This is a genomic window from Quatrionicoccus australiensis (genome assembly GCF_020510525.1).
Taxonomy (GTDB): Bacteria; Pseudomonadota; Gammaproteobacteria; order Burkholderiales; family Rhodocyclaceae; genus Azonexus; species Azonexus australiensis_B.
The window spans coordinates 561,678-584,160 of record NZ_CP075188.1 but is presented as its reverse complement, the minus strand read 5'-3'; the positions used below and the strand labels follow the sequence as shown (position 1 = coordinate 584,160).

Sequence of the window (22,483 nt, the reverse complement as noted above, 5' to 3'; positions counted from 1 at the left end):
AACGGGGGGCGATTATAGCATCCGGGTCGAGCCGCTCCGGCAGCCGCTCGACCCGGGCTTCCGGTTAGAACAGAAATGCCTGTTTTTCGCCGGTCGACCGTACAGCCTCCGCACCGAACACCTTCATCTGGCGCGGCCGGAACCAGACCTGCTGCCCGACCGCCAATTGCAGCGATTCGTGTCGTTCGCGCGACAGTTCGACCTCGACGATCTCGCTGCCGTGCAGCAATTCGACGCGGACCAGCGGCCCGATCGGGTGCACATGCTGGACGCTGGCCTGCAGCGCCTCGGCCACCGGCTGGTGCGAAATATCGATATCGTGCGGCCGGACGAAGGCGGTTGCCTTGTCGGCCGACTCACTGCGCTCGACTTCGGCATAGCCATCCTGGACGCGGCTGTGGAACACATTCACGTTGCCGAGGAACTGGTAAACAAAGGGCGTCGCCGGATTCGAATAAACCTCGTCGGGCGAACCGATCTGTTCGATATGGCCATGATTCATGACGACGACGCGGTCGGCGACTTCGAGCGCCTCTTCCTGGTCGTGCGTAACGAACACAGAAGAGATATGCATCTCGTCGTGCAGACGGCGAAGCCAGCGGCGCAGTTCCTTGCGCACCTTGGTATCGAGCGCGCCGAACGGCTCGTCGAGCAGCAGTACCTTCGGTTCGACGGCGAGCGCGCGGGCCAGCGCGATGCGCTGACGCTGACCGCCGGAGAGTTGCGACGGGTAACGATCAGCCAGCCAGTCGAGCTGGACCAGACCGAGCAATTCCATGACCCGGCGCTTGATCTCGGCCTCGTTCGGCCGCTCCTTGCGCGGCTTGACGCGCAGGCCGAAGGCGACGTTCTCGAACACCGTCATGTGGCGGAACAGCGCGTAATGCTGGAAGACGAAACCGACCTCGCGCTCGCGCGCATGCAGGTGGGTCGCCTCGGCGCCGGAGAACAGGATGTCACCCTGGTCGGCGCTTTCCATGCCGGCGATGATGCGCAGCAGGGTCGTCTTGCCGCAGCCGGACGGGCCAAGCAGCGCGACCAGTTCGCCGGTCGGAATGGCGAGGTTGATATTGTCGAGCGCGACGAAATTGCCGAAGCGCTTGGAGATGTTGCGGATTTCGATGCTCATGATGTTTTCTCGGGCGCCAGTACGGTGGTCAGCATTTCCGTCTCCTTCTTCATGCGCCATTCGACGATGGTCTTGGCGACCAGCGTGACCAGCGCCAGCAGGGCGAGGATGGAAGCCGCGGCAAAGGCGCCGATGGCGTTGTATTCGTTGTAGAGAATCTCGACATGCAGCGGCAGGGTGTTGGTTTCGCCGCGGATGTGGCCGGAGACCACCGATACCGCGCCGAACTCGCCCATCGCCCGGGCGTTCGACAGGATCACGCCGTAGAGCAGCCCCCACTTGATGTTGGGCAGCGTGACGCGACGGAACATCTGCCAGCCGGAAGCACCGAGCGACACCGCCGCCTCCTCTTCATCCTTGCCCTGCGCCTGCATCAGCGGAATCAGCTCGCGCGCGATGAAGGGGAAGGTGATGAACAAGGTGGCGAGGATCATGCCCGGCACGGCGAAGACAATCTTGATGTCGTGCTCGGACAGCCACGGCCCGAAGCTGCCCTGCGAACCGAAGAGCAGGATGAAGATCAGGCCGGCGACGACCGGGCTGACCGCGAACGGCAGGTCGATCAGCGTGATCAGCAGCGCCTTGCCGCGGAACTCGAACTTGGCGATGGCCCAGGCGGCGGCGACGCCGAAGGCGATGTTGAAGGGCAGCACGGCGAGCGCGATGCCGACGGTCAAGCCGATGGCGGAAGCCGTTTCCGGCTCCTTCAAGGCCTCGAGATAGATAGGCACGCCCTGCGCCAGTGCCTCGACAAAAACGGCGAGCAGCGGCAGACCGAGGAAGAAGAACAGGAAGCCGAGGCCGATGGCGAGCAGCGTATAGCGAACCCAGACCGGTTCCTGCGTGGCACGCGTCGATTTCATTGCGCACCTCCCGCCGCCCGGCCGGCGGCGGCTTCGAGCGGCTCGTTGTTCTTGTGGCGATTGGCCGCCCACCATTGCAGCAGGTTCACCGTCAGCAACAGGATGAAGGACAGCGCCAGCATGACCACGGCCAGCGCCGTAGCACCCAGCACGTCATATTGCTCGAGCTTGGAGATGATCAGCAAGGGCGTGATTTCCGAAATCAGCGGCAGGTTGCCGGCGATGAAGATCACCGAGCCATATTCGCCGACGGCGCGCGCGAAAGCCAGCGCAAAACCGGTGAGCAGGGCCGGGAAGATGGCCGGGAAGATCACCTTGACGAAAGTCTGCCAGCGCGAGGCGCCGAGCGAGGCAGCCGCCTCCTCGACTTCGGTTTCGATGTCCTCGATCACCGGCTGCAAGGTACGCACGACGAAAGGCAGGGTGATGAAGGTCAGCGCGACGACAATGCCGAGCGGCGTGTAGGCAACCTTGAAGCCGAGCGGCTCGATGTACTGGCCGAGCCAGCCGTTGCCGGCGTAGAGCGTCGCCAGCGTGATGCCGGCCACCGCCGTCGGCAGGGCGAAGGGCAGATCGACCAGGGCATCGACGAAACGCTTGCCGGGGAAGGGATAGCGCACCAGGATCCAGGCCACGATCAGGCCGAAAAAGGCATTGATGCCGGCGGCCAGCAGCGAGGCGCCGAAGGTTACCCGGAAGGCGGCCAGCGAACGTTCGCCCAGGGCGATGTCGATGATCTGGCCGAAACCGAGTTCGGAAGCCTTGAGAATCATGCCGCCGAGCGGCAGCAGGATGAGCAGCGAGAGATAGACCAGCGTGTAGCCCAGCGCCAGACCGAAGCCGGGCAACACGCGGTGGGTTTTTGTCGTCATTTATTTCTGCACGTAGATCTGGTCGAAGCTGCCGCCATCCTTGAAGTGGGTCGCAAACGCCTTGTTGGCGCCGCCGAACACTTCATCGACGGTGAAGGTCTTGACCGGCGGGAACTGCGCGGCGTACTTCTTGAGCAGTTCGGCATCACGCGGCCGCAGGTAGTTCTGCGCGGCATTTTCCTGGCCTTCCTTGGACCACAGGTATTCCAGGTAGGCTTGCGCCTGCTTGCGGGTGCCCTTCTTGTCCACGACCTTCTCGACCACGGCGACCGGGAACTCGGTCTGCAGCGTCAGGCTGGGATAGACCACTTCGAAATTGCCCTTGCCGAATTCCTTGGCGATCATTTCGGCCTCGGATTCGAAGGTGATCAGCACGTCGCCCAGACCGCGCTGCATGAAGGTCGTCGTCGCATCGCGGCCACCGGCAGCGAAGAGCGGGGCATTCTTGAGCAGTTTGCCGAGAAACTCCTGCGCCGTCTTGTCATTGCCGCCCTTCTGGCGCAGCGCCCAGGCCCAGGCCGAGAGATAGGTATTGCGGCCGTTGCCGGTGTTCTTCGGATGCGGAATGATCATCTGCACGCCCGGTGCGGCAACGTCGGACCAGTCCTTGATCGCCTTCGGGTTGCCCTTGCGCACGATGAAGACCATGGCCGAGGTATAGGGCGAGGCGTTGTTCGGGAATTTCTTCGTCCAGTCCTTGGCGACCAGGCCCTTCTCGGCGAGGAATTCGATATCGTTGGCCTGGTTCATGGTCACCACATCGGCTTCGAGGCCGTCGGCAACGGCACGCACCTGCTTCGACGAGCCGCCGTGCGACTGTTTCAGCTCGAGCGTTTCACCGGTCTTCTGCTTCCAGTATTTCTGGAACAGCGGGTTGTAGTCCTTGTAGACGTCGCGGGCCACGTCGTAGGAGGAATTGAGCAGGCTGGCATCAGCCAGGGCGGCACCGGCAACCAGGGCAAGCAGCAGGCCGGAAATGGAACGATGGAATCGGGTCATGGTTCACCTCATGAATTAATGAACGCCAATTTAGACGACATCCTTATAGCCACAAAGACAGCTTTCGAATTTGTTTATCCCGACAAAGAATATAAAGCCGCAACAGGCACAAGCAGGCCTGTTCGTAAGCCCCCCAAGCAGCTATCATTCGCCTTCCTATACGCAGCCGAATCCACCATGCGCGCCACCCTGCCTGCCACCCTACTGCTTTCCGCCCTGTTGACCGCCTGCGCTTCAACCAGTGATATCCCGGTCAGCAAGCATATTTCGCAAAGCGGCGCGCTGCGCGTGCACCCCGGCCTGCTCGGCCAGCCGGTGCCGGCCGAACTGCAAGGTGAAGGCGCCCCGGCCAGTGCCGTGGCCAAGGCGACCGACGACGCCCCGATCAAGATGGATGAAACCGGCCTGCGCACGCAGCGCAGCGTTTATTTCGATCTCGACAACGCGGCCGTCAAGGCTGAATTCGAGCCGGCACTACAGGCGCACGGACGCTACCTGGCCAGCCACCCGGCCGCGCAGGTGCGCATCGAAGGCAATGCCGACGAACGCGGCCCGGCCGGCTACAACGCCCGCCTCGGCCAGAAACGCGCCGACAATGTCCGCCAGGCGATCATCAGCAACGGCGCTGCGGAAAAGCAGGTCAGGATCAAGAGCCTGGGTGAGTTGCGGCCGAAGCTGAAGGGCCACGACGAAGAGTCCTGGGCCGAAAACCGTCGCGCCGACGTCGTGTACGAGAAGGAAGACTGAGCGTCAGGATCCGGGATTGAGGATCCAGCTATTAGTTGATATTTGAGGGCGCTGCGGCGCCCTTTTCATTTGCCGCTAACTAACTGCCACTCTCATAAGCCGCCAGCGTGATGCCGGCGTGCAGCAGCATCTCGCGCACCGCCTTGATGTCGGTCCGGCTGCAGGTGCTGCCGCCATGCGGCGGATGCAGGAAAGTCTCGACCTTGTTCAGCGTCACCTTGCAGCGCCCGTGCGCCGGTTCGACCTCGGCACCGAGGTGGTTGAGCAGGGATTCGATTTCCCGCCAGTGAATATTGGCTGAGGGCGGGTCCTGGAAGATGCTGCGCATCAGGTGGGCATGCTTGTGGCTCATGGCTGGGCTCCTGACGAAATGGATACGGCCATTCTATGCCGCCCGGCGGTCGACGCTCAGGAAAGTGCGATTTTGACCAGGGCCAGGGCGAGCAATGTATAGCCGGCCGCAACAAGATCGTCGGCCATGACGCCAAAGCCGTTCTTGACGTGCGTATCGAAATAACGCGCCGGCTGCGGCTTGGTGATGTCGAAATAGCGAAACAGCATGAAGGCCGCCAGTTGCCAGAAGAAGGTATCCGGCGTCAGCAAGAGCACCAGCCAGAAGGGCACGATCTCGTCCCAGACGATGCTGCCATGGTCGGGGTCGCCGAGGGCGCGCCCGGTGATGTCGATGATCCAGATACCGAGCAGGTAGGCCGCCGCGAACAGGCCGAGCAGCAGCGCATCGCTGCAATACGGGCGAAAGAGCAGGAAGCTGCCCCAGGCGAACAGGGTGCCGAAAGTCCCCGGCGCCTTCGGCGCCAGGCCGCTGCCGCAGCCGAGCGCCAGGAAGTGGGCCGGGCTGGCGAGCAGGAACTTGCGGCTGGGCGCGGGTCGCATGCTCTCAGGCAAAGTGGTCGTAACCCTTGCTGTCGAACTCGACCGGCTTGTCGTCCGGATCAAGGACGGTGACCGTACCGGCCGGGCCGGCCGTCATTTCGCCGATGCACCACAGCGGCAATTCGAGTTCGGCGGCAATCCGGCCGAGCGCCAGATGCTGCGCAAACGGCGCGGTAAAGCAGAGTTCGTAGTCGTCGCCACCGGTCAACTGGCATTCGAGGGCCATTTTGCGCAGCACCGCATCGTAGCTCTCGCCCTTGGGCAGGTGCGGCAACTGGACCAGCTTGACGTTGGCAGCGCAGCCGGAACGTTCGGCAATGTGCGCGAGATCGGCGAGCAGGCCGTCCGAGACATCGATCGCCGCGCTCGCCACGCCGCGCAGCGCCAGGCCGAGTGCAACGCGCGGCCGCGGCTTTTCCAGCGCGCCGATGCACAGGCGCGGCCAGGGTTCGGGCAGTTCGATGCGGCCCTGGAGCAGGGCGAGGCCGAGACTGGCCAGGCCAGGCCGGCCGGAAACCCAGATCTGGTCACCGGGCTGCGCGCCATCACGGCGCAGCGCCTGGCCGGGGGCAACTTCGCCCATGGCGGTGACGCACAGGTTGAGCGGCCCCCTGGTGGTATCGCCACCGACCACATCGACGCCGTATTCACTGGCGCAGGCAAAAAAGCCTTCGGCGAATTTGCCTATCCACGCCTCGTCGACCGCCGGCAGCGCACCGGCCAGGGTCACCCAGCGCGGCTTGGCCCCCATCGCGGCGAGGTCAGACAAATTGACGGCAAGCGCCTTCCAGCCGAGGTTCTTCGGATCGGTATCGGGCAGAAAATGCGTGTCGGCGACCAGCATGTCGGTGGTCACCGCGAGCTGCATGCCGGGCGACGGCTGCAGCAGCGCGCAATCATCGCCGGGACCAAGCACGGCCGAGGGCGTCGGCCGGGCGAAGTAGCGGTCGATCAGCGCGAACTCACCGGCCATCGTTTCAGCTGGCCTTCTTCTTGGCGGCGACTTCTTCGGCACGGGCGCCGAGGGCGACCTTGTCGAGCACGCCATTGACGTACTTGTGGCCGTCGGTGCCGCCGAAGGCCTTGGCCAGCTCGATCGCCTCATTGATGATGACGCGGTACGGCGTTTCCGGATGATGCAGCATCTCGAAGCAGCCGAGCATCAGCACGCAGGCTTCGATCGGCGACAGTTCGCTGAACGGCCGGTCGAGGTGGGCGGTGATCTGCGACACCAGCGCCTCGCGCTGGGCGATGACGCCGCGCAGCGTGCCGACGAAGAATTCGCGGTCGGCCTTGGCGAAGCCTTCCAGCTCCGGGGCGTAGGCTTCGATGGCGGCCTCGTCGGCACCGCCGACGCGCCACTGGTAGAGGCCCTGCAGGACGAATTCGCGGGAACGGCGGCGGGCCGACTTGGGCGGCGCCTTGACGTCGTGGGGATGTTCGCTGTCGCTGAGGAAAGTGGTCATTCGAAAAGTGCCTTCTGAAGATTGGCCATCTCGACGGCGGCCTGGGCGCAATCGGCGCCCTTGGGTTGCATGCGGACTTCGGCCTGCTCGTCGGTATCGCAGGTCAGGATGCCGTTGGCGATCGGCACGCCGGTATCGAGCTGGACTTCCATGATGGCGCGGCAGGCGTCATTGGAAACCACTTCGAAGTGGTAGGTGTCGCCGCGAATGACCGCGCCGAGCGCCACCAGCGCATCGAAACAACCGCTCTGCGCCATGCTTTGCAGGACGAGCGGGATTTCCAGCGCGCCCGGCACGTTGGCGATCGCCATGTCGGCATCGGCGACGCCGAGCCGCTTCAGCTCGTTGACGCAGGACGAGAGCAGGCCTTCGCAGACCGGCAGGTTGAAACGGGACATCACGATGCCAACCTTGAGGCCGGCGCCGTCCAGATTGTTGTCGTACTCGTAGATATTGTCGAACCGGGCCATGGTTTAGAGCTCCGCAGGTGAGGTGACGAAACCGGTAACTTCAAGCTGGAAGCCGGTCATGGAAGGCATTTTGCGCGGGCTGGAAAGCAGGCGCATCTTGGTGACGCCGACATCGCGCAGGATCTGTGCGCCAATGCCGTAAGTACGCGGATCCCACTTGGCGGGCGCCTGCGGCGTCTTGCCGGTCAGGCGGGTGAGCAGCGCCTCGCTGTCTTCCGGCCGGTGCAGCAGGACGATGACGCCGTGGCCATTCTTGGCCAGCGCAGCTTGCGCCTGATCGATCGAGAAGGACTGCTGCTTGCTCGACGGATCGAGGAAGTCGAGCACCGAAAGCGGCTCATGGACGCGGACCAGGGTCTCGCCGCCGGCCGGGATCTCGCCCCTGACCAGGGCCAGGTGAGTGGCGCCGCTGGCGCGGTCGACGTAGGCGTGCAGCGTGAATTCGCCGTGGGCGGTCTGCACCGGCTTGCTGGTGACGCGCTCGACCAGGGTTTCGGAAGCGGCACGGTAGTGGATCAGGTCGGCGATGGTGCCGATCTTCAGGCCGTGCTCCCTGGCGAACTCGATCAATTCCGGCAGGCGGGCCATCGTGCCGTCGTCGTTCATGATCTCGCAGATCACCGAGGACGGCTGCAGGCCGGCCATGCCGGCGAGGTCGCAACCGGCTTCGGTATGCCCGGCGCGGACCAGCACGCCGCCTTCGCGGGCAGTGATCGGGAAGACGTGACCAGGCTGCACGATGTCGTCGGCGACCACGTTGCGGGCCACGGCGGTGCGGATGGTGTGCGAGCGGTCGGCCGCGGAAATGCCGGTGGTGACGCCTTCGGCGGCTTCGATCGAAACGGTGAAGGCGGTGCCGTACTGGGTCTTGTTGTTGCGCGCCATCTGGACCAGGCCGAGCTTCTTGCAATGTGCTTCGGTCAGGGTCAGGCAGATCAGGCCGCGGCCGAACTTGGCCATGAAATTGATCGCTTCCGGCGTGATGTGCTCGGCGGCCATGACGAGGTCGCCCTCGTTTTCACGATCTTCTTCATCAACCAGGATGACCATGCGGCCGGCCTTGAGCTCGGCAACGATTTCGGCGGTATTGGCAATGGCAGGCAACGGGGACATGGGTTTCCGGATACAGCAAATGGGGGGGTGCTATTTTCGCAGAAACAGGCTGATAGCACATGACTTTAGTAAGGCGCCCGAGCATTCCGGTATCTGCCCGTTGCCACCGGTCGACCGGCAAAAACAGGCAAAAACCGCGAATCAGCTGCCGCTCTGGTAGGCCTCGACCTGGATGCGCAGACGCACTTCGTCGCCGATGAAAGGCAGGCCCGTATTCATGCCGAAATCGGAGCGGCGCAGCACGCCCTGCGCGTCGGCGCCGCAACCGCGCTGGCGCAACAGCAGATTGAAGCCGCACTTGAAGCGGCTGATTTCCAGACGCAGCGGCCGGATTTCGCCGAGCAGCATCAGCGTGCCCTCGACCGCGACCGGGCGCGCACCGTCAAAGACAAAGCGCTGGCTGCGGAACAGCACATCGGGAAAGCTCGCCGCATTGAACCATTGCTCGCCGCGCAGCACGTCATCGCGCAGCGCGAAGCCGGTATCGAGCGACGCCGCCTCGATGCGGATGTCGATACTGCCGCCCGCCGCCGCTTCGTCGAAGCTGACCTTGCCGGAGGTCCGGTTGAAACGCCCGCGCTGGGTGGAAAAACCCATGTGGTCGATTTCAAAACTGGCGTAGGTGTGGGTCGAATCGATCACGTACTCGGCCGCCAGCGAGGGCATGGACAGAGCGGCAAGCAGGGAAACCAGGAAAAGTCTGATGGACACGGTCGACGCTCGCAAAAGGGCAAAATCCGGAAAAGCTCCGACGCAGAGCTTGGTGCTGATGCTGTTTCTGACCGAAAGCCGGCGGCGGCGTTCCCGATTCGGGGCACAATATCGGCCCGAGCCATCCCTTCGTCATCGTCCATGCGCCACGCCCTGCTCTTCTCGGTTTTCGTCATCGCCTCCTGCGGCCTGGCCTACGAGCTGATCGCCGGCGCCTTGGCGTCCTACCTGCTCGGCGATTCGGTAATGCAGTTCTCGACGGTGATCGGCACCTACCTGTTCGCGATGGGCGCCGGCTCCTGGCTGTCGAAATACATCACGCGCGACCTGATCGGCCGCTTCATCCAGATCGAGCTGCTGGTCGGCCTGCTCGGCGGCTTTTCGGCAATCGGCCTGTTTCTCGTGTTCACGTGGCTGACCGGGCCGTTCAAGCTGCTGCTCTATCTCGCCGTATTCGGCGTCGGCGTCCTGGTCGGTCTGGAAATCCCGCTCGTCATGCGCATCTTGAAGCGCGATCTCGACTTCAAGGATCTCGTGTCGCAAGTGCTCACTTTCGACTATCTCGGCGCGCTGGTGGTCTCCATCCTGTTTCCGCTGGTCCTCGCGCCGCATCTCGGCATGGTCCGCACCGGCCTGCTCTTCGGCCTGCTCAATGTTGGCGTTGCGCTCTGGGCGCTGCACCTCTTCCGCGCCCAGCTGCCGGCGCGACGCTGGCTGGCATTGCAATCGTGGAGCGTGTTCGCCCTGCTCGTCGCCGGTTTTGCCGGCGCCGGCCAGCTGACTTCAATGGCGGAGGCCCATCTCTACGCCGACGACATCATCCACACCGAAACCACGCCCTACCAGCGCATCGTCGTCACCCGCTGGCACGACGACCTGCGTCTCTTCCTCAACAACAACCTGCAATTCTCGTCGCACGACGAATACCGCTACCACGAGGCCCTCGTCCATCCCGGCCTGGCCAGCCTGCCGGCGGCGCGTCGCGTGCTCGTGCTGGGCGGCGGCGACGGCCTGGCGGTGCGCGAAATCCTGAAATATCCGGCGATCGAGAAAGTCACCCTGGTCGATCTCGATCCGGCCATGACCCATCTTTTCTCGACCGCACCGGCGCTGACCGCGCTCAACGAAAACGCGCTGAAGTCGCCGCGCGTCGAGGTAATCAATGCCGATGCGCTGCAATGGCTGGAAAACAGCCACGACTATTTCGACTTCATCGTCGTCGACTTTCCCGACCCGAGCAATTTCGCCATCGGCAAGCTGTACACCGCCGCCTTCTACCGCCTGCTGGAAAAGCGCCTGTCAGCCAACGGCCTGCTCGTCGTCCAGTCGACGTCGCCGCTCTATGCGCGACAATCCTTCTGGTGCGTGGTCGCGACACTTGAGGATGTCGGCCTGAAGACGGCGCCCTACCACGCGCTGGTGCCGTCCTTCGGGGAATGGGGCTTCATCATCGCCGGTCGCCAGGAATTCGTTCCCGCACCGGTCGACCGGCAAAAAACCCGCTTTTTGACGCCGGAAACGCAGCCCGCCCTGTTCACCTTCCCGGCCGACATGGAACGCCTGCCGGCCGAGGTGAACCGCCTGAACAACCAGGTGCTGGTGCGCTACTTCGAAGCCGAGTGGCGCAAGGTGATCCGCTAGCCCTGCCTGGGCACGGCATTGGCCGCACAGACACCCGGCTCGGCCATGCCGCGCAGGTAATCGACCACTAGCTCGGCCGGCATCGGCTTGCTGTATAGGAAGCCCTGCAGCACGTCGCAACCCAGCCGGGCAAGAAAGTCGCGCTGCTCCAGCGTCTCGACGCCTTCGGCAACCAGTTCAAGACCGAGATTGTGGCCGAGCGCCACGGTCGCGGAACAGATCGCCTTGTCGTTGATATCGGTCTCGATGTCCTTGACGAAGGAGCGGTCGAGCTTCAAGCGGTGAATCGGCAGATGCTTGAGATAGGCGAGTGACGAGTAGCCGGTACCAAAGTCGTCGATGGCAAGCACGATGCCCATGTCGGAAAACTGGTTGAGAATTTCCAGCGTCACTTCCGGATTCTGCATCGCCGTGCTCTCGGTGATCTCCAGCTCGATATCGGACGGCTGCAGGTCGTAGCAAGCGAGCGCACCGCGCACGACGAAGGGCAGGTTCTCATGGCGCAACTGCTGCGCCGAGATGTTGATCGCGACGCGAATGTCGGCGATGCCCGCCTTGCGCAAGGCACTGACATGACGGCAACTTTCCCAGAAAACCCAGTCGCCGAGCGGCAGGATCAGGCCGGTTTCTTCGGCAATGGCGATGAAGCGGGTCGGCGGCACCTGCCCCAGCGTTGGATGATTCCAGCGCGCCAGCGCCTCGAGACCGACAATGCGCCCGGACTCGATGTGCATCTGCGGCTGGAAGTGCAGCGAAAACTGGCTTGAGGTCGGCGTGATGCTGGAAACGGCATGACGCAGTGCATTTTCCATCTGCAGGCGCTCACCCGCCGCCTCGTTCATGCGCGCCGCGTAGAACTGGTAGTTGTCGCGCCCGGCATTCTTGGCGTGGTACATCGCCGTATCGGCATTGCGCAGCATGGTCTCGCCGTCGCGGCCATCGCTCGGAAACACACTGATGCCGATACTCGGTGTCGCGTACAAGGTGTGCTCGCCGACCTGGTAACTGCCGGCCAGGGCGCGCTGCAGCTTGCCGGCCACGCTGGCTGCGGTCAGCGCCGAATCGATGTCGGGCAGCACGACGGTAAATTCGTCACCCCCCAGGCGGGCGACGATGTCGCTGGCCCGCACGCTTTCGCGCAGGCGCAACGCGACCTGCCGGAGCAAGCCGTCGCCAACGTGGTGACCGAGCGTGTCGTTGATGTTCTTGAAGCGATCGAGGTCGATCAGCATCAGCGCGATCTGGCTGTTGTCGCGCTCGCAGGTGCGCAGCGCCAGCTCGAGTTGCGACTCGAAAGCCAGGCGATTGGGCAGGTGGGTCAGCGGATCGTGATAGGCGAGATGGACCAGGCGGTCGGCCGCTTCGCGGCTTTCGCTGACATCGGTGAAGCTGGCAACGTAGTTGAGGATGGCACCGGCAGCATCGCGCAGGGCCGAAATGCTGACCCATTTGGGAAAGACACTGCCGTCCTTGCGCCGGTCCCAGATTTCGCCCTGCCAGAAACCCGTTTCCTGCAGCGCCTGCCACATCGACTCATAGACCAGCGGATCGGTCCGCCCGGAGGCCAGAAACTTCGGGTCCTGCCCGGCCACTTCGGCCAGCGTGTAACCGGTCAGCCTGACGAAGGCAGGATTGGCGGCAACGATGCGATTGGCAGCGTCACACACCAGAACCGCCTCGTGGCTCTGCAGGAAAACACGTTGCAGAACCTCGCCACTGAGGGCGGGACCGACCTCGTCAGACAAGGGGGCAGCCGCCCCCGGTCGATCCGCTTGCATCGCGCCGCCCTCCTGGCTACTGCGTCAGACGTTGAACAGGAAGTTCAGCACATCGCCATCCTTGACGACGTATTCCTTGCCTTCGGCGCGCATCTTGCCTGCTTCCTTGGCACCGGCTTCACCCTTGTAGGCGATGAAATCGTCGAAAGCGATGGTCTGGGCGCGGATGAAGCCGCGTTCGAAGTCGGTGTGGATGACACCAGCTGCCTGCGGCGCGGTGTCGCCCTGATGGATGGTCCAGGCGCGCACTTCCTTGACGCCGGCGGTGAAGTAGGTGGCCAGGCCGAGCAGCTTGTAGCCGGCATGGATCAGGCGATCGAGGCCCGGCTCTTCGAGGCCGAGGTCGGCCAGGAACATCTGCTTTTCCTCGTCGTCGAGGTCGGCGATTTCCGCTTCGATGGCGGCACAGACCGAGACGACTTCAGCCTTCTCGGTCGCGGCATGGGCGCGCACGGCGTCGAGCAGCGGATTGTTCTCGAAGCCGTTTTCGGCGACGTTGGCAACGTAGAGCACCGGCTTGCCGGTGATCAGGCAGAACGGCTTCAACAGCGCCAGCTCTTCCTTGGAGAAATCGAGGGCACGGATGGCCTTGGCCTGGTCGAGCTGGGCAAAGCAGCGTTCGAGCACGGCAACCAGGATCTTGGCTTCCTTGTCACCGGAATTGGCCGGACGACGGTAGCGGTTGAGCGCCTTTTCGACGGAGGCCATGTCGGCCAGGGCCAGTTCGGTATCGATGACTTCGATATCGCGCAGCGGATCGACACCGCCGGAAACGTGAATCACGTTGTCGTCGGAGAAGCAGCGCACGACGTGCACGATGGCATCGGTTTCACGGATGTTGGCGAGGAACTGGTTGCCCAGGCCTTCGCCCTTGGACGCGCCAGCCACCAGACCGGCGATATCGACAAACTCGACGATGGCGGGCTGCATGCGCTGCGGCTTGACGATCTCGGCGAGCTGGGCCATGCGCTTGTCCGGCACTTCGACGATGCCGACGTTCGGCTCGATGGTGCAGAAGGGGTAATTTTCCGCCGCGATGCCCGACTTGGTCAGGGCGTTGAAGAGGGTGGATTTGCCGACGTTGGGCAGGCCGACGATGCCGCATTTGAGAGACATGGATATTTCCTTAGACGGCTTTGCCGTGCAACTGTTGTTGGGCGCCGGCAAAATCACCGGCCGCAAGTTTGGGCCAGGCCAGCAGGCAGCGGGCCAGGGCGTGTTCGATTTCCGGCAGTTCTTCCTTGCGCGGCTGGTGCAGCACGAAGTCCACCACCTGCTGGGCCAGTCCGAGCGTGCGCGGATGGCCGACGCCGAGGCGCAGGCGCCAGAAGTCCGGCGTACCGAGCTTGGCCTGGATGTCCTTGAGACCGTTGTGGCCACCGTTGCCGCCACCCTGCTTCAAGCGGATACCGCCCGGTGGCAGGTCGAGTTCGTCGTGAATGACGAGAATCTCGCTGGCGGGAATCTTGTAGAAATTGGCCAGCGCCGCGACCGCCTGACCGGAACGGTTCATGAAGGTGGTCGGCTGCAGCAGCCAGGTTTCGCCGCTGCGCCCGGCCTTGCCGAAGAACTTGGCCTGCGGGGCGAGCGTCACCTTCAGCTTGTCGGCGAGCTGGTCGACAAACCAGAAGCCGGCATTGTGCCGGGTGGCTTCGTATTCCGGTCCGGGATTGCCGAGACCGACGATGAGGCGGGGAGGATTCATGGCGACAAGCGCGAAAAAGCCGCCGGCGGCAAATTGCCAGCGGCGGCCGTAACGAGCAGCTGTCCGAAATTACTCGGCAGCAGCTTCGCCTTCAGCAGCTTCGGAAGAACCGCCCTTGCCGACGACGCCGACGACGACGTCGTCAGTAGCGTGGGCAACCAGCTTGACGCCGGCCGGCAGATTGAGCTGGGACAGGTGAATGCTGTCGCCGATCTTCAGTGCGGACAGGTCGACTTCGACGAATTCCGGCAGATCCTTGGCCAGGCAGTGGACATCCACTTCGGTGATGACGTGGTTGACCAGGCCGCCATTGAGCTTGACGCCCGGGGCAACTTCTTCGTTGATGAAGTGGAGCGGCACCTTGATGTGCAGCTCGTGCTCGGCGTCAACGCGCTGGAAGTCGATGTGGTGAACCAGCGGCTTGTAGGCGTGCACCTGGTAATCGCGCAGCAGGACGGCTTCTTTCTTGCCATCGACGACGAGGCTGATGATCGAAGAATGGAAAGCTTCCTTCTTCAGCTTCAGCAGCAGGTCATTGTGGTCAACTTCGATGGCCTGGGCGGCAATGTTGCCACCGTAAACAATACCCGGGACCTTGGATGCACGACGCAGGCGGCGGCTCGCACTCGTTCCCTGCAGCGTACGCGCTTGCGCGATCAGTTCAAAAGACATGGTGATACTCCAGTTTTTCCCGGTCCGCGACCAGATCGGGAAGGTTAAAAAAACAGTTGCTGAGGATCGGGTTGCCTAGGGTTTTGAGCTAAAAGCTCTAGCCCCTAAGCAACTCGATCCTCAATCCTAATCAATAAACAGCGACGAAACGGAGTCGTCGTTGCTGATGCGGCGAATCGTTTCAGCCATGATCTCGGCAACCGAGAGCTGGCGGATGCGCGACGAAGCAGCAGCATCGTCACGCAGCGGAATGGTATTGGTCACGACCAGGGCATCGAGGTCGGAAGTATTGACGCGCTCGACCGCCGGACCGGACAGCACCGGGTGCGTACAGTAGGCGACGACCTGCTTGGCGCCGCGCGCCTTGAGCGCGGTGGCTGCCTTGCACAGGGTGCCGGCGGTGTCGACCATGTCATCCATGATGATGCAGGTACGACCATCGACTTCACCGATGATGTTCATCACTTCGGAAACATTGGCCTTCGGACGACGCTTGTCGATGATGGCCAGATCGCATTCGAGGCGCTTGGCCAGCGAACGGGCACGGACGACGCCGCCGTGGTCAGGCGAAACGACCATCGGGTTTTCGTAATTCTGCTTCTTGATGTCGTCGAGCAGAATCGGCAGGGCGTAGATGTTATCGACCGGAATGTCGAAGAAGCCCTGGATCTGTTCGGCGTGCAGGTCCATGGTCAGCACGCGGTCGACGCCGGAGGCGACGAGCATGTTGGCAACCAGCTTGGCAGCGATAGGCACGCGCGACGAACGCGAGCGGCGATCCTGGCGGGCGTAGCCGAAATACGGGATGGCGGCGGTGATCCGGCCGGCCGAGGCGCGCTTCAGGGAATCAACGATAACCAGCAGTTCCATCAGGTTGTCGTTGGTCGGGGCGCAAGTGGATTGCAGGACGAAGATGTCGCGACCGCGGACATGTTCCTGCAGCTCGACACTGACTTCCCCGTCGGAGAAGCGACCGACATTGGCACGGCCAAGATCGACGTTGAGCTGGTTTGCGACATCGGCTGCCAGTTTCGGATTGGCATTACCGGTAAAGACCATCAAGCTGTTGTAGGCCATTTCAACATCCCTTGGGGGCCGCGCATGCGCACTGCGTGTTTTGCCTGGCGAAAATGAAATCGGGCAGGCTTTGCAACCTGCCCGAAGGAAACCTGGCTGGGGAAGAAGGATTCGAACCTTCGAATGCCGGAATCAAAATCCGGTGCCTTGACCAACTTGGCGACTCCCCAGCGGGTCGTTCGTACGGTTTCGTGTACAAACGAGGCGCGCATCATAGCCAGCGCACGCGACAAAAGCAAGTACTTTTTTTAAATTTTTGCCAACGGATGCTCGATCAGACCTTCCGCCAGCCAGCCGGTCATGCCAGTGGGAAGGCAGGCCAGCGCAGCCTCTGCGGCATCGCGCCGGGCAAAGGAGGCAAACACGCAGGCGCCGGAGCCGGTCATCATCGCATCCGGCGCGTACTGCCGCAGCCAGGCCAGATATTCCGCCACGACCGGAAAACGGTCACAGGCAACCGCCTGCAGATCATTGTGACCATCACCCGGCCGCCAGTCGGCCGGCTTGATCGGCGGCGTGTCGCGACACAGGTCGGGCGCGCCGAAAATGGCCACCGTCGGCACGTTGACCGGTGGCTGCAGGACCAGATAGGTGGCCGGCGGCAGTTCGACATCGGTGAATGCCTCACCGACACCTTCGGCAAAAGTGTTGCGGCCGTGGATGAATACCGGCACGTCGGCACCGAGGGCGAGACCGATTTCCTCCAGGCGCTGCCGCGACAAGCCGGTTTGCCAGAGGTGATTGAGGGCAAGCAGCACGGTCGCCGCATCGGAACTGCCACCGCCGAGGCCGCCGCCCATCGGCAGATTCTTTTCCAGGTGGATGCTGGCGCCCTGCGTGCAACCGGTGGCCGCCTGCAGCAGACGGGCAGCGCGCACGGTCAGGTCGCTTTCCGGCGGCACGCCGGGAATCGGGGTTTCCAGCACGATCCGGTCGTCGGTGCGCGGCGCAAAGCGCAGACGGTCGACGCGGTCAATAAAGCGAAAAACGGTTTGCAGCAAATGGTAGCCATCGGCACGCCGACCGACGACGTGCAAAAAAAGGTTGAGCTTGGCTGGCGCCGGCCAGCTGCTGTTCCAGTTCCAGGTACTCACGGCAAATCCTTCCATTCCTCGATGCGCAGGCGCAGTTCGACGCCGCCCTCACCCAGCAGCGTCAGGCGCACCGGCAAGGCCGCCGGCGCTTCGTCGTCATAGGCGTAGTCGATCTGCCAGCCCGCCTCGCGCAGGCGCAGCGGACGGCCCTGGGCATCGAGCGCCATGTCCTGCGGCTGCTCTGCCTGACCGAGCAGCCAGGCCGGCAGACGCCGAACCGGCAGACGCTGACCGCTGACTTCCTCGAGCAGGGCATCCGCATCAACGGCTTCGCGAGTGCGGCCATCGGCAGTACGCAAGCGGGAGAGCGCCGGTGTCACCTCGATTTCCGCCATGCCGATGCCGAGCGGATTGGCGAGCAGGATACGGTCACCGGCATTTTTGTGCTCCCAGGAGAGTCGACCGCCTGAACTCTGCACCGCCTGGCCGGGCTGCGCCACGCGCAGGGCAAAGCGGGCTTCCAGCGCAAAATCGCGTACATCCTGGCGGGCCGGCAACGGTGAACGCGGCACACTGGCACAACCGACCAGCAGCAGGCAGCCGGCCAGCCCGGCAAGCAGACGCCGGATCAAGGCTGCAGTTTCTTGATGACGGCGGCGAGGACGTCGCTATCCGGATTGCGCCCCACGGCTTCCTTGAGCAGGCGCCGCGCCTCGTCCTTGCGCTCGAGACGCCAGAGCACTTCGCCCAGGTGGGCGGCGATTTCCGGATCGGCCTTGATCGCATAGGCGCGTTCCAGCGTTTGCAAGGCCTCGGCGAGCTTGCCCTGACGGAAGAGCACCCAGCCCATGCTGTCCATGATGAAGGGATCTTCCGGCGCCAGACGCACGGCCTTGACGAGCAGGGCTTCGGCTTCGGCAAGATGGATGTTGCGGTCGGCCCAGGAATACCCCAGCGCATTGAGCGCATGCGCGTGATCAGGCTTCAGTTCGAGCAGGCGCTTGAGACGTTTCTCGAGCACCTCCGGCTTGCCCTGGCGCTCGGCGAGCAAGGCGGTTTCGTAGAGCAATTCGAGATTGTCCGGCTGGCGCTGCAGGGCGCTTTCCAGCAAGGCCAGGGCATCGGCTTCGCGACCGGCTTCGCGCAGCAATTGCGCTTCGGCCAGCAGAAACTGGACTTTTTCCGCCGGCGTCGTCCCGGCGTTATGCAGGAACTCGCGCGCCTCCTCGATCTTGCCCTGCTGCCGCAGGATCTGGGCGGCGCGCGAACGCGCCGTCAGGTATTGATCGCCGGCCGTAACCTGGCGATAGTGCGCCAGCGCGGCATCGGGCTTGGCCTGCTCTTCGTCGAGCTGCCCAAGGAAGAAATGTACCGCGCTCTTGTCGGGGAAGGCGGTCTGCAGCAAGCGTTCCAGCTGCTGGCGACCGGTCGCCACGTCGCCCTGCTGCAGTGCCAGCATGGCCACCGGGTAGATCACCTCGGGGCTGTCCGGCGCCTCCTTGAGCAAACGGTCGAAGTGACCGCGCGCCTCGCTGTAGCGCTTTTCGGTAATCAGCAGACGGGCCAGCATCAGCCGGGCATCCTGTGCCGCCGGATAACGCCCGACAAAAACCTGCAGCCCGTCGATCGCCTGCGCCGCCGACAGACGCACCTGCAACTGGGCCCGTACCAGCGCTGCCGCCTCCCAGTCCGGGCGCAGTTGCAGCGCCCTTTCCACCGTGCTCTGGGCACGCGCATGATCGCCGGCATTGGCGGCTGCCTGCGACATCGCGAAATGCGCTTCCGGCAGAGTGTCGTAGGGTGCGGCGATACGGTCGACCAGTTGCTGCACGGCCTTTTTGTCAGGCTGGCGGGCCAGCATGCGATTGAGCTGCATCAGGTTGGCCGCGATATTCGGCTGATCCTCGGCGATCAGCTTGGCCAGTTGCGGCGCCAGATCGTCGAGACGATTCGCCATGACCAGCAGGGAGGATTGCGCCTGCTGCGCCTTGGCCGAATCCGGCTCGACCTCTTGCCAGAGCTTGGCCAGCTCGAGAGCCTGGTCATACTGGCGGGCAAAGCCGGCAACTTCAACCGCGCGTTCGATCACTTTCGGATCACGCGTACGCCGCGCCAGATCGTTCCAGGCATCCAGCCCAAAACGGATATCGCCGCGCTGCAAGGCAAACTCACCCACCAGCGCCTGGAATACACTGCGCGCCAGGAGATCTTCGGAGGATTGCGCCGCCCCCTGCGCCGAAGCCCGCTTGCCAGCCTTGGCCGTGACCTCGCCGGCTGCCAGCCCGGGGACCGCATGGGTCAGACCGAGGGCGAGAGTCAGGGCGGCGACGATGAACTTCGGTTGCATGGCGAGCTTTCGATGAGGGCTTGCGCATTGGAGCGCATAAAATCCGTTAAGTTTGCGATGTTATTTGGGAATCGACGAGGGAACAAGCAATGCCGGAATTGCCGGAAGTGGAAGTGTGTCGGCGCGGCCTGCAGCCGACGCTGGAAAAATCCCTGATCAAGGGCGTTGTCATCCGGGCGCCCAAGCTGCGCCAGACGATTCCGACCGAACTGGCCGAACTGTTGCCGGGTTGCCGCATGCTTGCCGTGCGCCGGCGCGGCAAATACCTGCTGATCGACTGCCGGCGCGACGGCGTCGAGGGTAGCCTGATCATTCACCTCGGCATGTCGGGCAAGCTGCGCTTCATGCCGTCCGGCAGCGCCCCGGAAAAACACGACCATTTCGACCTGCTCCTGCCCGACCAGATCCTGCGCTTCACCGATCCGCGCCGCTTCGGCGTCGTGCTCTGGCAACCCGGCCCGCCGGAAACGACAGAGCGCCATCCGTTGCTCGCCAGCCAGGGCATCGAGCCACTTTCCGACGCCTTTACGGTCGACTGGCTGTACGCGGCAAATTCGAAGCGCAGCGGACCGATCAAGCCGGTGCTGATGGATAGCCATCATATTGTTGGCATCGGCAACATCTATGCCGCCGAAAGCCTGTTCCGGGCAGGCATTTCGCCGCTGCGTGCGGCCAACCGGATCAGCCGGGCGCGCTACGAACTGCTCGTCCCGGCCATTCGCGAAACGCTGAGCGAAGCCATCGCGGCGGGCGGCACCACCATCCGCGACTACATGCACAGCGATGGCAGCAGCGGCTGGTTCCAGATCCAGGTCGCGGTTTACGGCCGCGATGGCCAACCCTGCATCCGCTGCGACGGCGTCGTCAGACAAGTCCGCCAGGCTGGCCGCAGCACCTTCTACTGCCCCGGCTGCCAACATTAATTTGTGACGGCAAGCCCATGTATTTATGCTAAATTGAAACGTCCGATCGCATCTACGGTGCTCTCAATATGTCGTTAGCCAACCAATTCGCCGCCTACTCCTCCTGGCGCGCCCGCCTCGCCGTTTATATCGGCGAATTCCAGAGCTGGCTGTCGCATAACGAGTTGTCCGACGCCCAGACCGACCTGCGTCTCAACCAGTTGCTTGAGCGCCTGCGCGAAGACCGCCTGAACGTTGCCTTCGTCGCCGAGTTCTCGCGCGGCAAGTCGGAACTGATCAATGCCATCTTCTTTGCCGACTACGGCAACCGCATGCTGCCCTCCTCGGCCGGCCGCACGACGATGTGCCCGACCGAACTACTCTTCGACGCCAACAAGCGGCCCTGCATCGAACTGCTGCCGATCCAGACGCGCGCCTCGAACTCCAGCGTCACCGAATACAAGGGCTTCGCCGACGAATGGACCACGGTCCGTCTCGACACCGAATCCCCCGAAGCCATGCAGGATGCCCTGCGCCACGTCAGCGAAACAACCCGTGTCGCACCGGAAGATGCCGCCCGTCTCGGCTTCGAGGTCGGCGCCGGCGAAATCGATCTGTATCGCGTCGGCGACGACGGCCTGGTTGAAATCCCGCGCTGGCGCCACGCCGTGATCAATTTCCCGCACCCGCTGCTGAAGCAGGGCCTGGTCATCCTCGACACACCGGGCCTCAACGCGATCGGTGCCGAGCCGGAACTGACCCTGTCGCTGCTCCCCAATGCGCATGCCGTGCTGTTCATTCTCGCTGCCGACACCGGCGTCACGCAGTCAGATCTGGCGATCTGGAAGGAACACATTTGCGGCGGCGGCACCACCAAGCGCGGCCGCATGGTCGTCCTCAACAAGATCGACGGTCAGTGGGACGAACTGAAGGGCGAAGCCGAAATCGAGGCCGAGATCCAGAAACAGGTCGAAACCAGCGCCGCCATTCTCGATTTGCCGGCCAGCCAGGTTTTCCCGGTGTCGGCACAAAAGGGCCTGGTCGCCAAGATCAACGGCGACGACGTACTGCTCGAACGCAGCCGCCTGCCGCTGCTCGAAGCCGCCCTCTCCGACGAACTGATTCCGGCCAAGCGCGACATCGTCAGCGAAAGCACCAGCAGCGAGTTCTCCGACGTCAGCCAGCGCGCCCTCGGCCTGCTCGATTCCCGCCTCGCCGGCCTGCGCGAGCAACTGGCCGAACTGACCGAGCTGCGCGGCAAGAACAAGGGCGTCGTCGAATACATGATGGGCAAGATCCGCGCCGAGAAGGAAGAGTTCGAATCCGGCCTGCAACGCTATTACGCCGTGCGTAGCGTCTTCTCGACGCTGACCAACAAGCTGTTCGGCCACCTTGGCATCGACAGCCTGCGCCAGCTTACCCGCGACACCCGCTCGACCATGCAGGACGCCGTCTTCTCGCGCACCCTGTCCGAAGCGATGGCCAATTTCTTCGGGCAGTCACGCGAGGCGCTGCGCAAATCAAATGGCGAAATCAGCGAAATCCTCGCCATGATGGAAGCGGTGTACAAGCGCTTCGCCGTCGAACACGGCCTCAAGCTCGGCACGCCGACCGCCTTCTCGCTGCTCCGTTACGAAAAGGAACTGGATCGCCTGGAAGCCTGGTGCGACACGCACCTCAGCAACATGGTCAGCCTGCTCACGCACGACAAGAAGAACATCACCCAGAAGTTCTTCGACGAAGTCGCCATCCAGGTCCGCCGCGCCTTCGAACACGCCAACCGCGATGCCGAAACCTGGCTGCGCACGATCATGGCGCCGATGGAAACGCAGGTCCGCGAACACCAGATCCAGCTGAAGCGCCGCCTCGAAAGCATCAAGCGCATCCACCAGGCCACCGACACGCTGGAAGACCGCATCGCCGAACTGCAAGTCGTCGAGAACAACCTGATGCAGCAAAGCCAGGCGCTGGAAGACATCACCGCGCACGTCCGCGACATGCTGCAACCGGTCAAAGGCAATCAGGAGCTGCGCGCCGCCTGAACGACAGCGCGCACCGGTCCA

Annotated in this window: 23 protein-coding genes and 1 tRNA gene; 4 read left to right on the top strand and 20 right to left on the bottom strand. The window is 63.4% G+C overall.

Features of this window, described 5'->3' with window-relative positions; genetic code table 11:
* Nucleotides 1–64: 64 nt before the first annotated feature.
* Genes KI612_RS02820 through KI612_RS02805 form a run of 4 tightly spaced genes read right to left on the bottom strand, consistent with a single transcriptional unit; the run spans nt 65 to nt 3,863 of the window.
* Complete coding sequence (locus KI612_RS02820; RefSeq protein ID WP_226442322.1) at nt 65–1,129, bottom strand: sulfate/molybdate ABC transporter ATP-binding protein; 1,065 nt, start codon at nt 1,127–1,129, stop codon at nt 65–67.
* Complete coding sequence (cysW, locus tag KI612_RS02815; RefSeq protein ID WP_226442321.1) at nt 1,126–1,992, bottom strand: sulfate ABC transporter permease subunit CysW; 867 nt, start codon at nt 1,990–1,992, stop codon at nt 1,126–1,128. The genes KI612_RS02820 and cysW overlap by 4 nt, the downstream gene beginning before the upstream one ends.
* Entirely contained in the window at nt 1,989–2,864 is an 876-nt protein-coding gene (cysT, locus tag KI612_RS02810; protein WP_226442320.1) for a sulfate ABC transporter permease subunit CysT, read from the bottom strand. The genes cysW and cysT overlap by 4 nt, the downstream gene beginning before the upstream one ends.
* On the bottom strand, nt 2,865–3,863 hold the full coding sequence (locus KI612_RS02805; protein ID WP_226442319.1) for a sulfate ABC transporter substrate-binding protein: 999 nt from the start codon (nt 3,861–3,863) through the stop codon (nt 2,865–2,867).
* Between the two features lie 177 nt (nt 3,864–4,040).
* On the opposite strand from KI612_RS02805, the gene KI612_RS02800 reads away from it, so the two are divergent.
* Nucleotides 4,041–4,610: an OmpA family protein gene (locus tag KI612_RS02800; RefSeq protein WP_226442318.1), complete on the top strand. Its 570-nt coding sequence runs from the start codon at nt 4,041–4,043 to the stop codon at nt 4,608–4,610.
* A gap of 79 nt (nt 4,611–4,689) precedes the next feature.
* Here the strand turns inward: KI612_RS02800 and KI612_RS02795 are convergent, their stop codons facing one another.
* From KI612_RS02795 to KI612_RS02765, 7 genes are all read right to left on the bottom strand, one after another.
* The gene (locus tag KI612_RS02795; RefSeq protein WP_226442317.1) at nt 4,690–4,962 is read right to left on the bottom strand and encodes a type II toxin-antitoxin system HicA family toxin; all 273 of its coding nucleotides are present in this window, start codon (nt 4,960–4,962) and stop codon (nt 4,690–4,692) included.
* Between the two features lie 56 nt (nt 4,963–5,018).
* Nucleotides 5,019–5,504: a phosphatidylglycerophosphatase A family protein gene (locus KI612_RS02790; RefSeq protein ID WP_226442316.1), complete on the bottom strand. Its 486-nt coding sequence runs from the start codon at nt 5,502–5,504 to the stop codon at nt 5,019–5,021.
* 4 nt (nt 5,505–5,508) lie between these two features.
* Complete coding sequence (thiL, locus tag KI612_RS02785) at nt 5,509–6,477, bottom strand: thiamine-phosphate kinase (protein WP_226442315.1); 969 nt, start codon at nt 6,475–6,477, stop codon at nt 5,509–5,511.
* Nucleotides 6,478–6,481: 4 nt separating this feature from the next.
* Nucleotides 6,482–6,970 (bottom strand): transcription antitermination factor NusB, encoded by a 489-nt coding sequence (gene nusB / locus KI612_RS02780; RefSeq protein ID WP_226442314.1) that lies wholly within the window; start codon nt 6,968–6,970, stop codon nt 6,482–6,484.
* Nucleotides 6,967–7,440: a 6,7-dimethyl-8-ribityllumazine synthase gene (ribH, locus tag KI612_RS02775; protein ID WP_226442313.1), complete on the bottom strand. Its 474-nt coding sequence runs from the start codon at nt 7,438–7,440 to the stop codon at nt 6,967–6,969. The genes nusB and ribH overlap by 4 nt, the downstream gene beginning before the upstream one ends.
* Before the next feature lie 3 nt (nt 7,441–7,443).
* On the bottom strand, nt 7,444–8,544 hold the full coding sequence (ribBA, locus tag KI612_RS02770) for a bifunctional 3,4-dihydroxy-2-butanone-4-phosphate synthase/GTP cyclohydrolase II (RefSeq protein WP_226444127.1): 1,101 nt from the start codon (nt 8,542–8,544) through the stop codon (nt 7,444–7,446).
* A 150-nt stretch (nt 8,545–8,694) separates the two neighbouring features.
* Nucleotides 8,695–9,264 carry a YceI family protein gene (locus KI612_RS02765; protein WP_226442312.1) on the bottom strand — a complete coding sequence of 190 codons (570 nt, stop codon included), beginning with the start codon at nt 9,262–9,264 and terminating at the stop codon, nt 8,695–8,697.
* Nucleotides 9,265–9,405: 141 nt separating this feature from the next.
* Between KI612_RS02765 and KI612_RS02760 the strand changes: the two genes are divergently transcribed.
* Nucleotides 9,406–10,905 (top strand): polyamine aminopropyltransferase, encoded by a 1,500-nt coding sequence (locus KI612_RS02760; RefSeq protein WP_226442311.1) that lies wholly within the window; start codon nt 9,406–9,408, stop codon nt 10,903–10,905.
* Here KI612_RS02760 and KI612_RS02755 read toward each other — a convergent pair.
* The 9 genes from KI612_RS02755 to KI612_RS02715 form a co-directional block, all read right to left on the bottom strand.
* Nucleotides 10,902–12,683, bottom strand: coding sequence for a putative bifunctional diguanylate cyclase/phosphodiesterase (locus KI612_RS02755; RefSeq protein WP_226442310.1), 1,782 nt, complete (start codon nt 12,681–12,683; stop codon nt 10,902–10,904). The two genes, KI612_RS02760 and KI612_RS02755, sit on opposite strands and share 4 nt — an antisense overlap.
* 24 nt (nt 12,684–12,707) lie before the next feature.
* Nucleotides 12,708–13,799, bottom strand: coding sequence for a redox-regulated ATPase YchF (gene ychF / locus KI612_RS02750; protein ID WP_226442309.1), 1,092 nt, complete (start codon nt 13,797–13,799; stop codon nt 12,708–12,710).
* A 10-nt stretch (nt 13,800–13,809) separates the two neighbouring features.
* Nucleotides 13,810–14,388 carry an aminoacyl-tRNA hydrolase gene (gene pth / locus KI612_RS02745; protein WP_226442308.1) on the bottom strand — a complete coding sequence of 193 codons (579 nt, stop codon included), beginning with the start codon at nt 14,386–14,388 and terminating at the stop codon, nt 13,810–13,812.
* A 69-nt stretch (nt 14,389–14,457) separates the two neighbouring features.
* Entirely contained in the window at nt 14,458–15,060 is a 603-nt protein-coding gene (locus KI612_RS02740) for a 50S ribosomal protein L25/general stress protein Ctc (protein ID WP_226442307.1), read from the bottom strand.
* 126 nt (nt 15,061–15,186) lie between these two features.
* Entirely contained in the window at nt 15,187–16,137 is a 951-nt protein-coding gene (locus tag KI612_RS02735) for a ribose-phosphate pyrophosphokinase (protein WP_226442306.1), read from the bottom strand.
* A gap of 93 nt (nt 16,138–16,230) precedes the next feature.
* Nucleotides 16,231–16,307, bottom strand: a tRNA-Gln gene (locus KI612_RS02730).
* Between the two features lie 78 nt (nt 16,308–16,385).
* On the bottom strand, nt 16,386–17,231 hold the full coding sequence (gene ispE / locus KI612_RS02725) for a 4-(cytidine 5'-diphospho)-2-C-methyl-D-erythritol kinase (protein ID WP_226442305.1): 846 nt from the start codon (nt 17,229–17,231) through the stop codon (nt 16,386–16,388).
* Entirely contained in the window at nt 17,228–17,803 is a 576-nt protein-coding gene (gene lolB / locus KI612_RS02720; RefSeq protein WP_226442304.1) for a lipoprotein insertase outer membrane protein LolB, read from the bottom strand. The genes ispE and lolB overlap by 4 nt, the downstream gene beginning before the upstream one ends.
* A complete protein-coding gene (locus tag KI612_RS02715; protein WP_226442303.1) occupies nt 17,800–19,518 on the bottom strand; it encodes a tetratricopeptide repeat protein in 1,719 nt (572 codons plus the stop codon). Before KI612_RS02715 ends, lolB begins: the two co-directional genes overlap by 4 nt.
* 89 nt (nt 19,519–19,607) lie before the next feature.
* Between KI612_RS02715 and mutM the strand changes: the two genes are divergently transcribed.
* Both mutM and KI612_RS02705 read left to right on the top strand, forming a co-directional pair.
* On the top strand, nt 19,608–20,441 hold the full coding sequence (gene mutM, locus KI612_RS02710; RefSeq protein WP_226442302.1) for a bifunctional DNA-formamidopyrimidine glycosylase/DNA-(apurinic or apyrimidinic site) lyase: 834 nt from the start codon (nt 19,608–19,610) through the stop codon (nt 20,439–20,441).
* 68 nt (nt 20,442–20,509) lie between these two features.
* Nucleotides 20,510–22,462, top strand: coding sequence for a dynamin family protein (locus KI612_RS02705; protein WP_226442301.1), 1,953 nt, complete (start codon nt 20,510–20,512; stop codon nt 22,460–22,462).
* The last annotated feature ends 21 nt before the right edge of the window (nt 22,463–22,483 follow it).

Coding starts and splice junctions, on each gene's coding strand:
- KI612_RS02820 (WP_226442322.1), bottom strand. CDS start 1,129: ATGAGCATCGAAATCCGCAACATCTCCAAGCGCTTCGGCAATTTCGTC.
- cysW (WP_226442321.1), bottom strand. CDS start 1,992: ATGAAATCGACGCGTGCCACGCAGGAACCGGTCTGGGTTCGCTATACG.
- cysT (WP_226442320.1), bottom strand. CDS start 2,864: ATGACGACAAAAACCCACCGCGTGTTGCCCGGCTTCGGTCTGGCGCTG.
- KI612_RS02805 (WP_226442319.1), bottom strand. CDS start 3,863: ATGACCCGATTCCATCGTTCCATTTCCGGCCTGCTGCTTGCCCTGGTT.
- KI612_RS02800 (WP_226442318.1), top strand. CDS start 4,041: ATGCGCGCCACCCTGCCTGCCACCCTACTGCTTTCCGCCCTGTTGACC.
- KI612_RS02795 (WP_226442317.1), bottom strand. CDS start 4,962: ATGAGCCACAAGCATGCCCACCTGATGCGCAGCATCTTCCAGGACCCG.
- KI612_RS02790 (WP_226442316.1), bottom strand. CDS start 5,504: ATGCGACCCGCGCCCAGCCGCAAGTTCCTGCTCGCCAGCCCGGCCCAC.
- thiL (WP_226442315.1), bottom strand. CDS start 6,477: ATGGCCGGTGAGTTCGCGCTGATCGACCGCTACTTCGCCCGGCCGACG.
- nusB (WP_226442314.1), bottom strand. CDS start 6,970: ATGACCACTTTCCTCAGCGACAGCGAACATCCCCACGACGTCAAGGCG.
- ribH (WP_226442313.1), bottom strand. CDS start 7,440: ATGGCCCGGTTCGACAATATCTACGAGTACGACAACAATCTGGACGGC.
- KI612_RS02760 (WP_226442311.1), top strand. CDS start 9,406: ATGCGCCACGCCCTGCTCTTCTCGGTTTTCGTCATCGCCTCCTGCGGC.
- KI612_RS02755 (WP_226442310.1), bottom strand. CDS start 12,683: ATGCAAGCGGATCGACCGGGGGCGGCTGCCCCCTTGTCTGACGAGGTC.
- ychF (WP_226442309.1), bottom strand. CDS start 13,799: ATGTCTCTCAAATGCGGCATCGTCGGCCTGCCCAACGTCGGCAAATCC.
- pth (WP_226442308.1), bottom strand. CDS start 14,388: ATGAATCCTCCCCGCCTCATCGTCGGTCTCGGCAATCCCGGACCGGAA.
- KI612_RS02740 (WP_226442307.1), bottom strand. CDS start 15,060: ATGTCTTTTGAACTGATCGCGCAAGCGCGTACGCTGCAGGGAACGAGT.
- KI612_RS02735 (WP_226442306.1), bottom strand. CDS start 16,137: ATGGCCTACAACAGCTTGATGGTCTTTACCGGTAATGCCAATCCGAAA.
- KI612_RS02715 (WP_226442303.1), bottom strand. CDS start 19,518: ATGCAACCGAAGTTCATCGTCGCCGCCCTGACTCTCGCCCTCGGTCTG.
- mutM (WP_226442302.1), top strand. CDS start 19,608: ATGCCGGAATTGCCGGAAGTGGAAGTGTGTCGGCGCGGCCTGCAGCCG.
- KI612_RS02705 (WP_226442301.1), top strand. CDS start 20,510: ATGTCGTTAGCCAACCAATTCGCCGCCTACTCCTCCTGGCGCGCCCGC.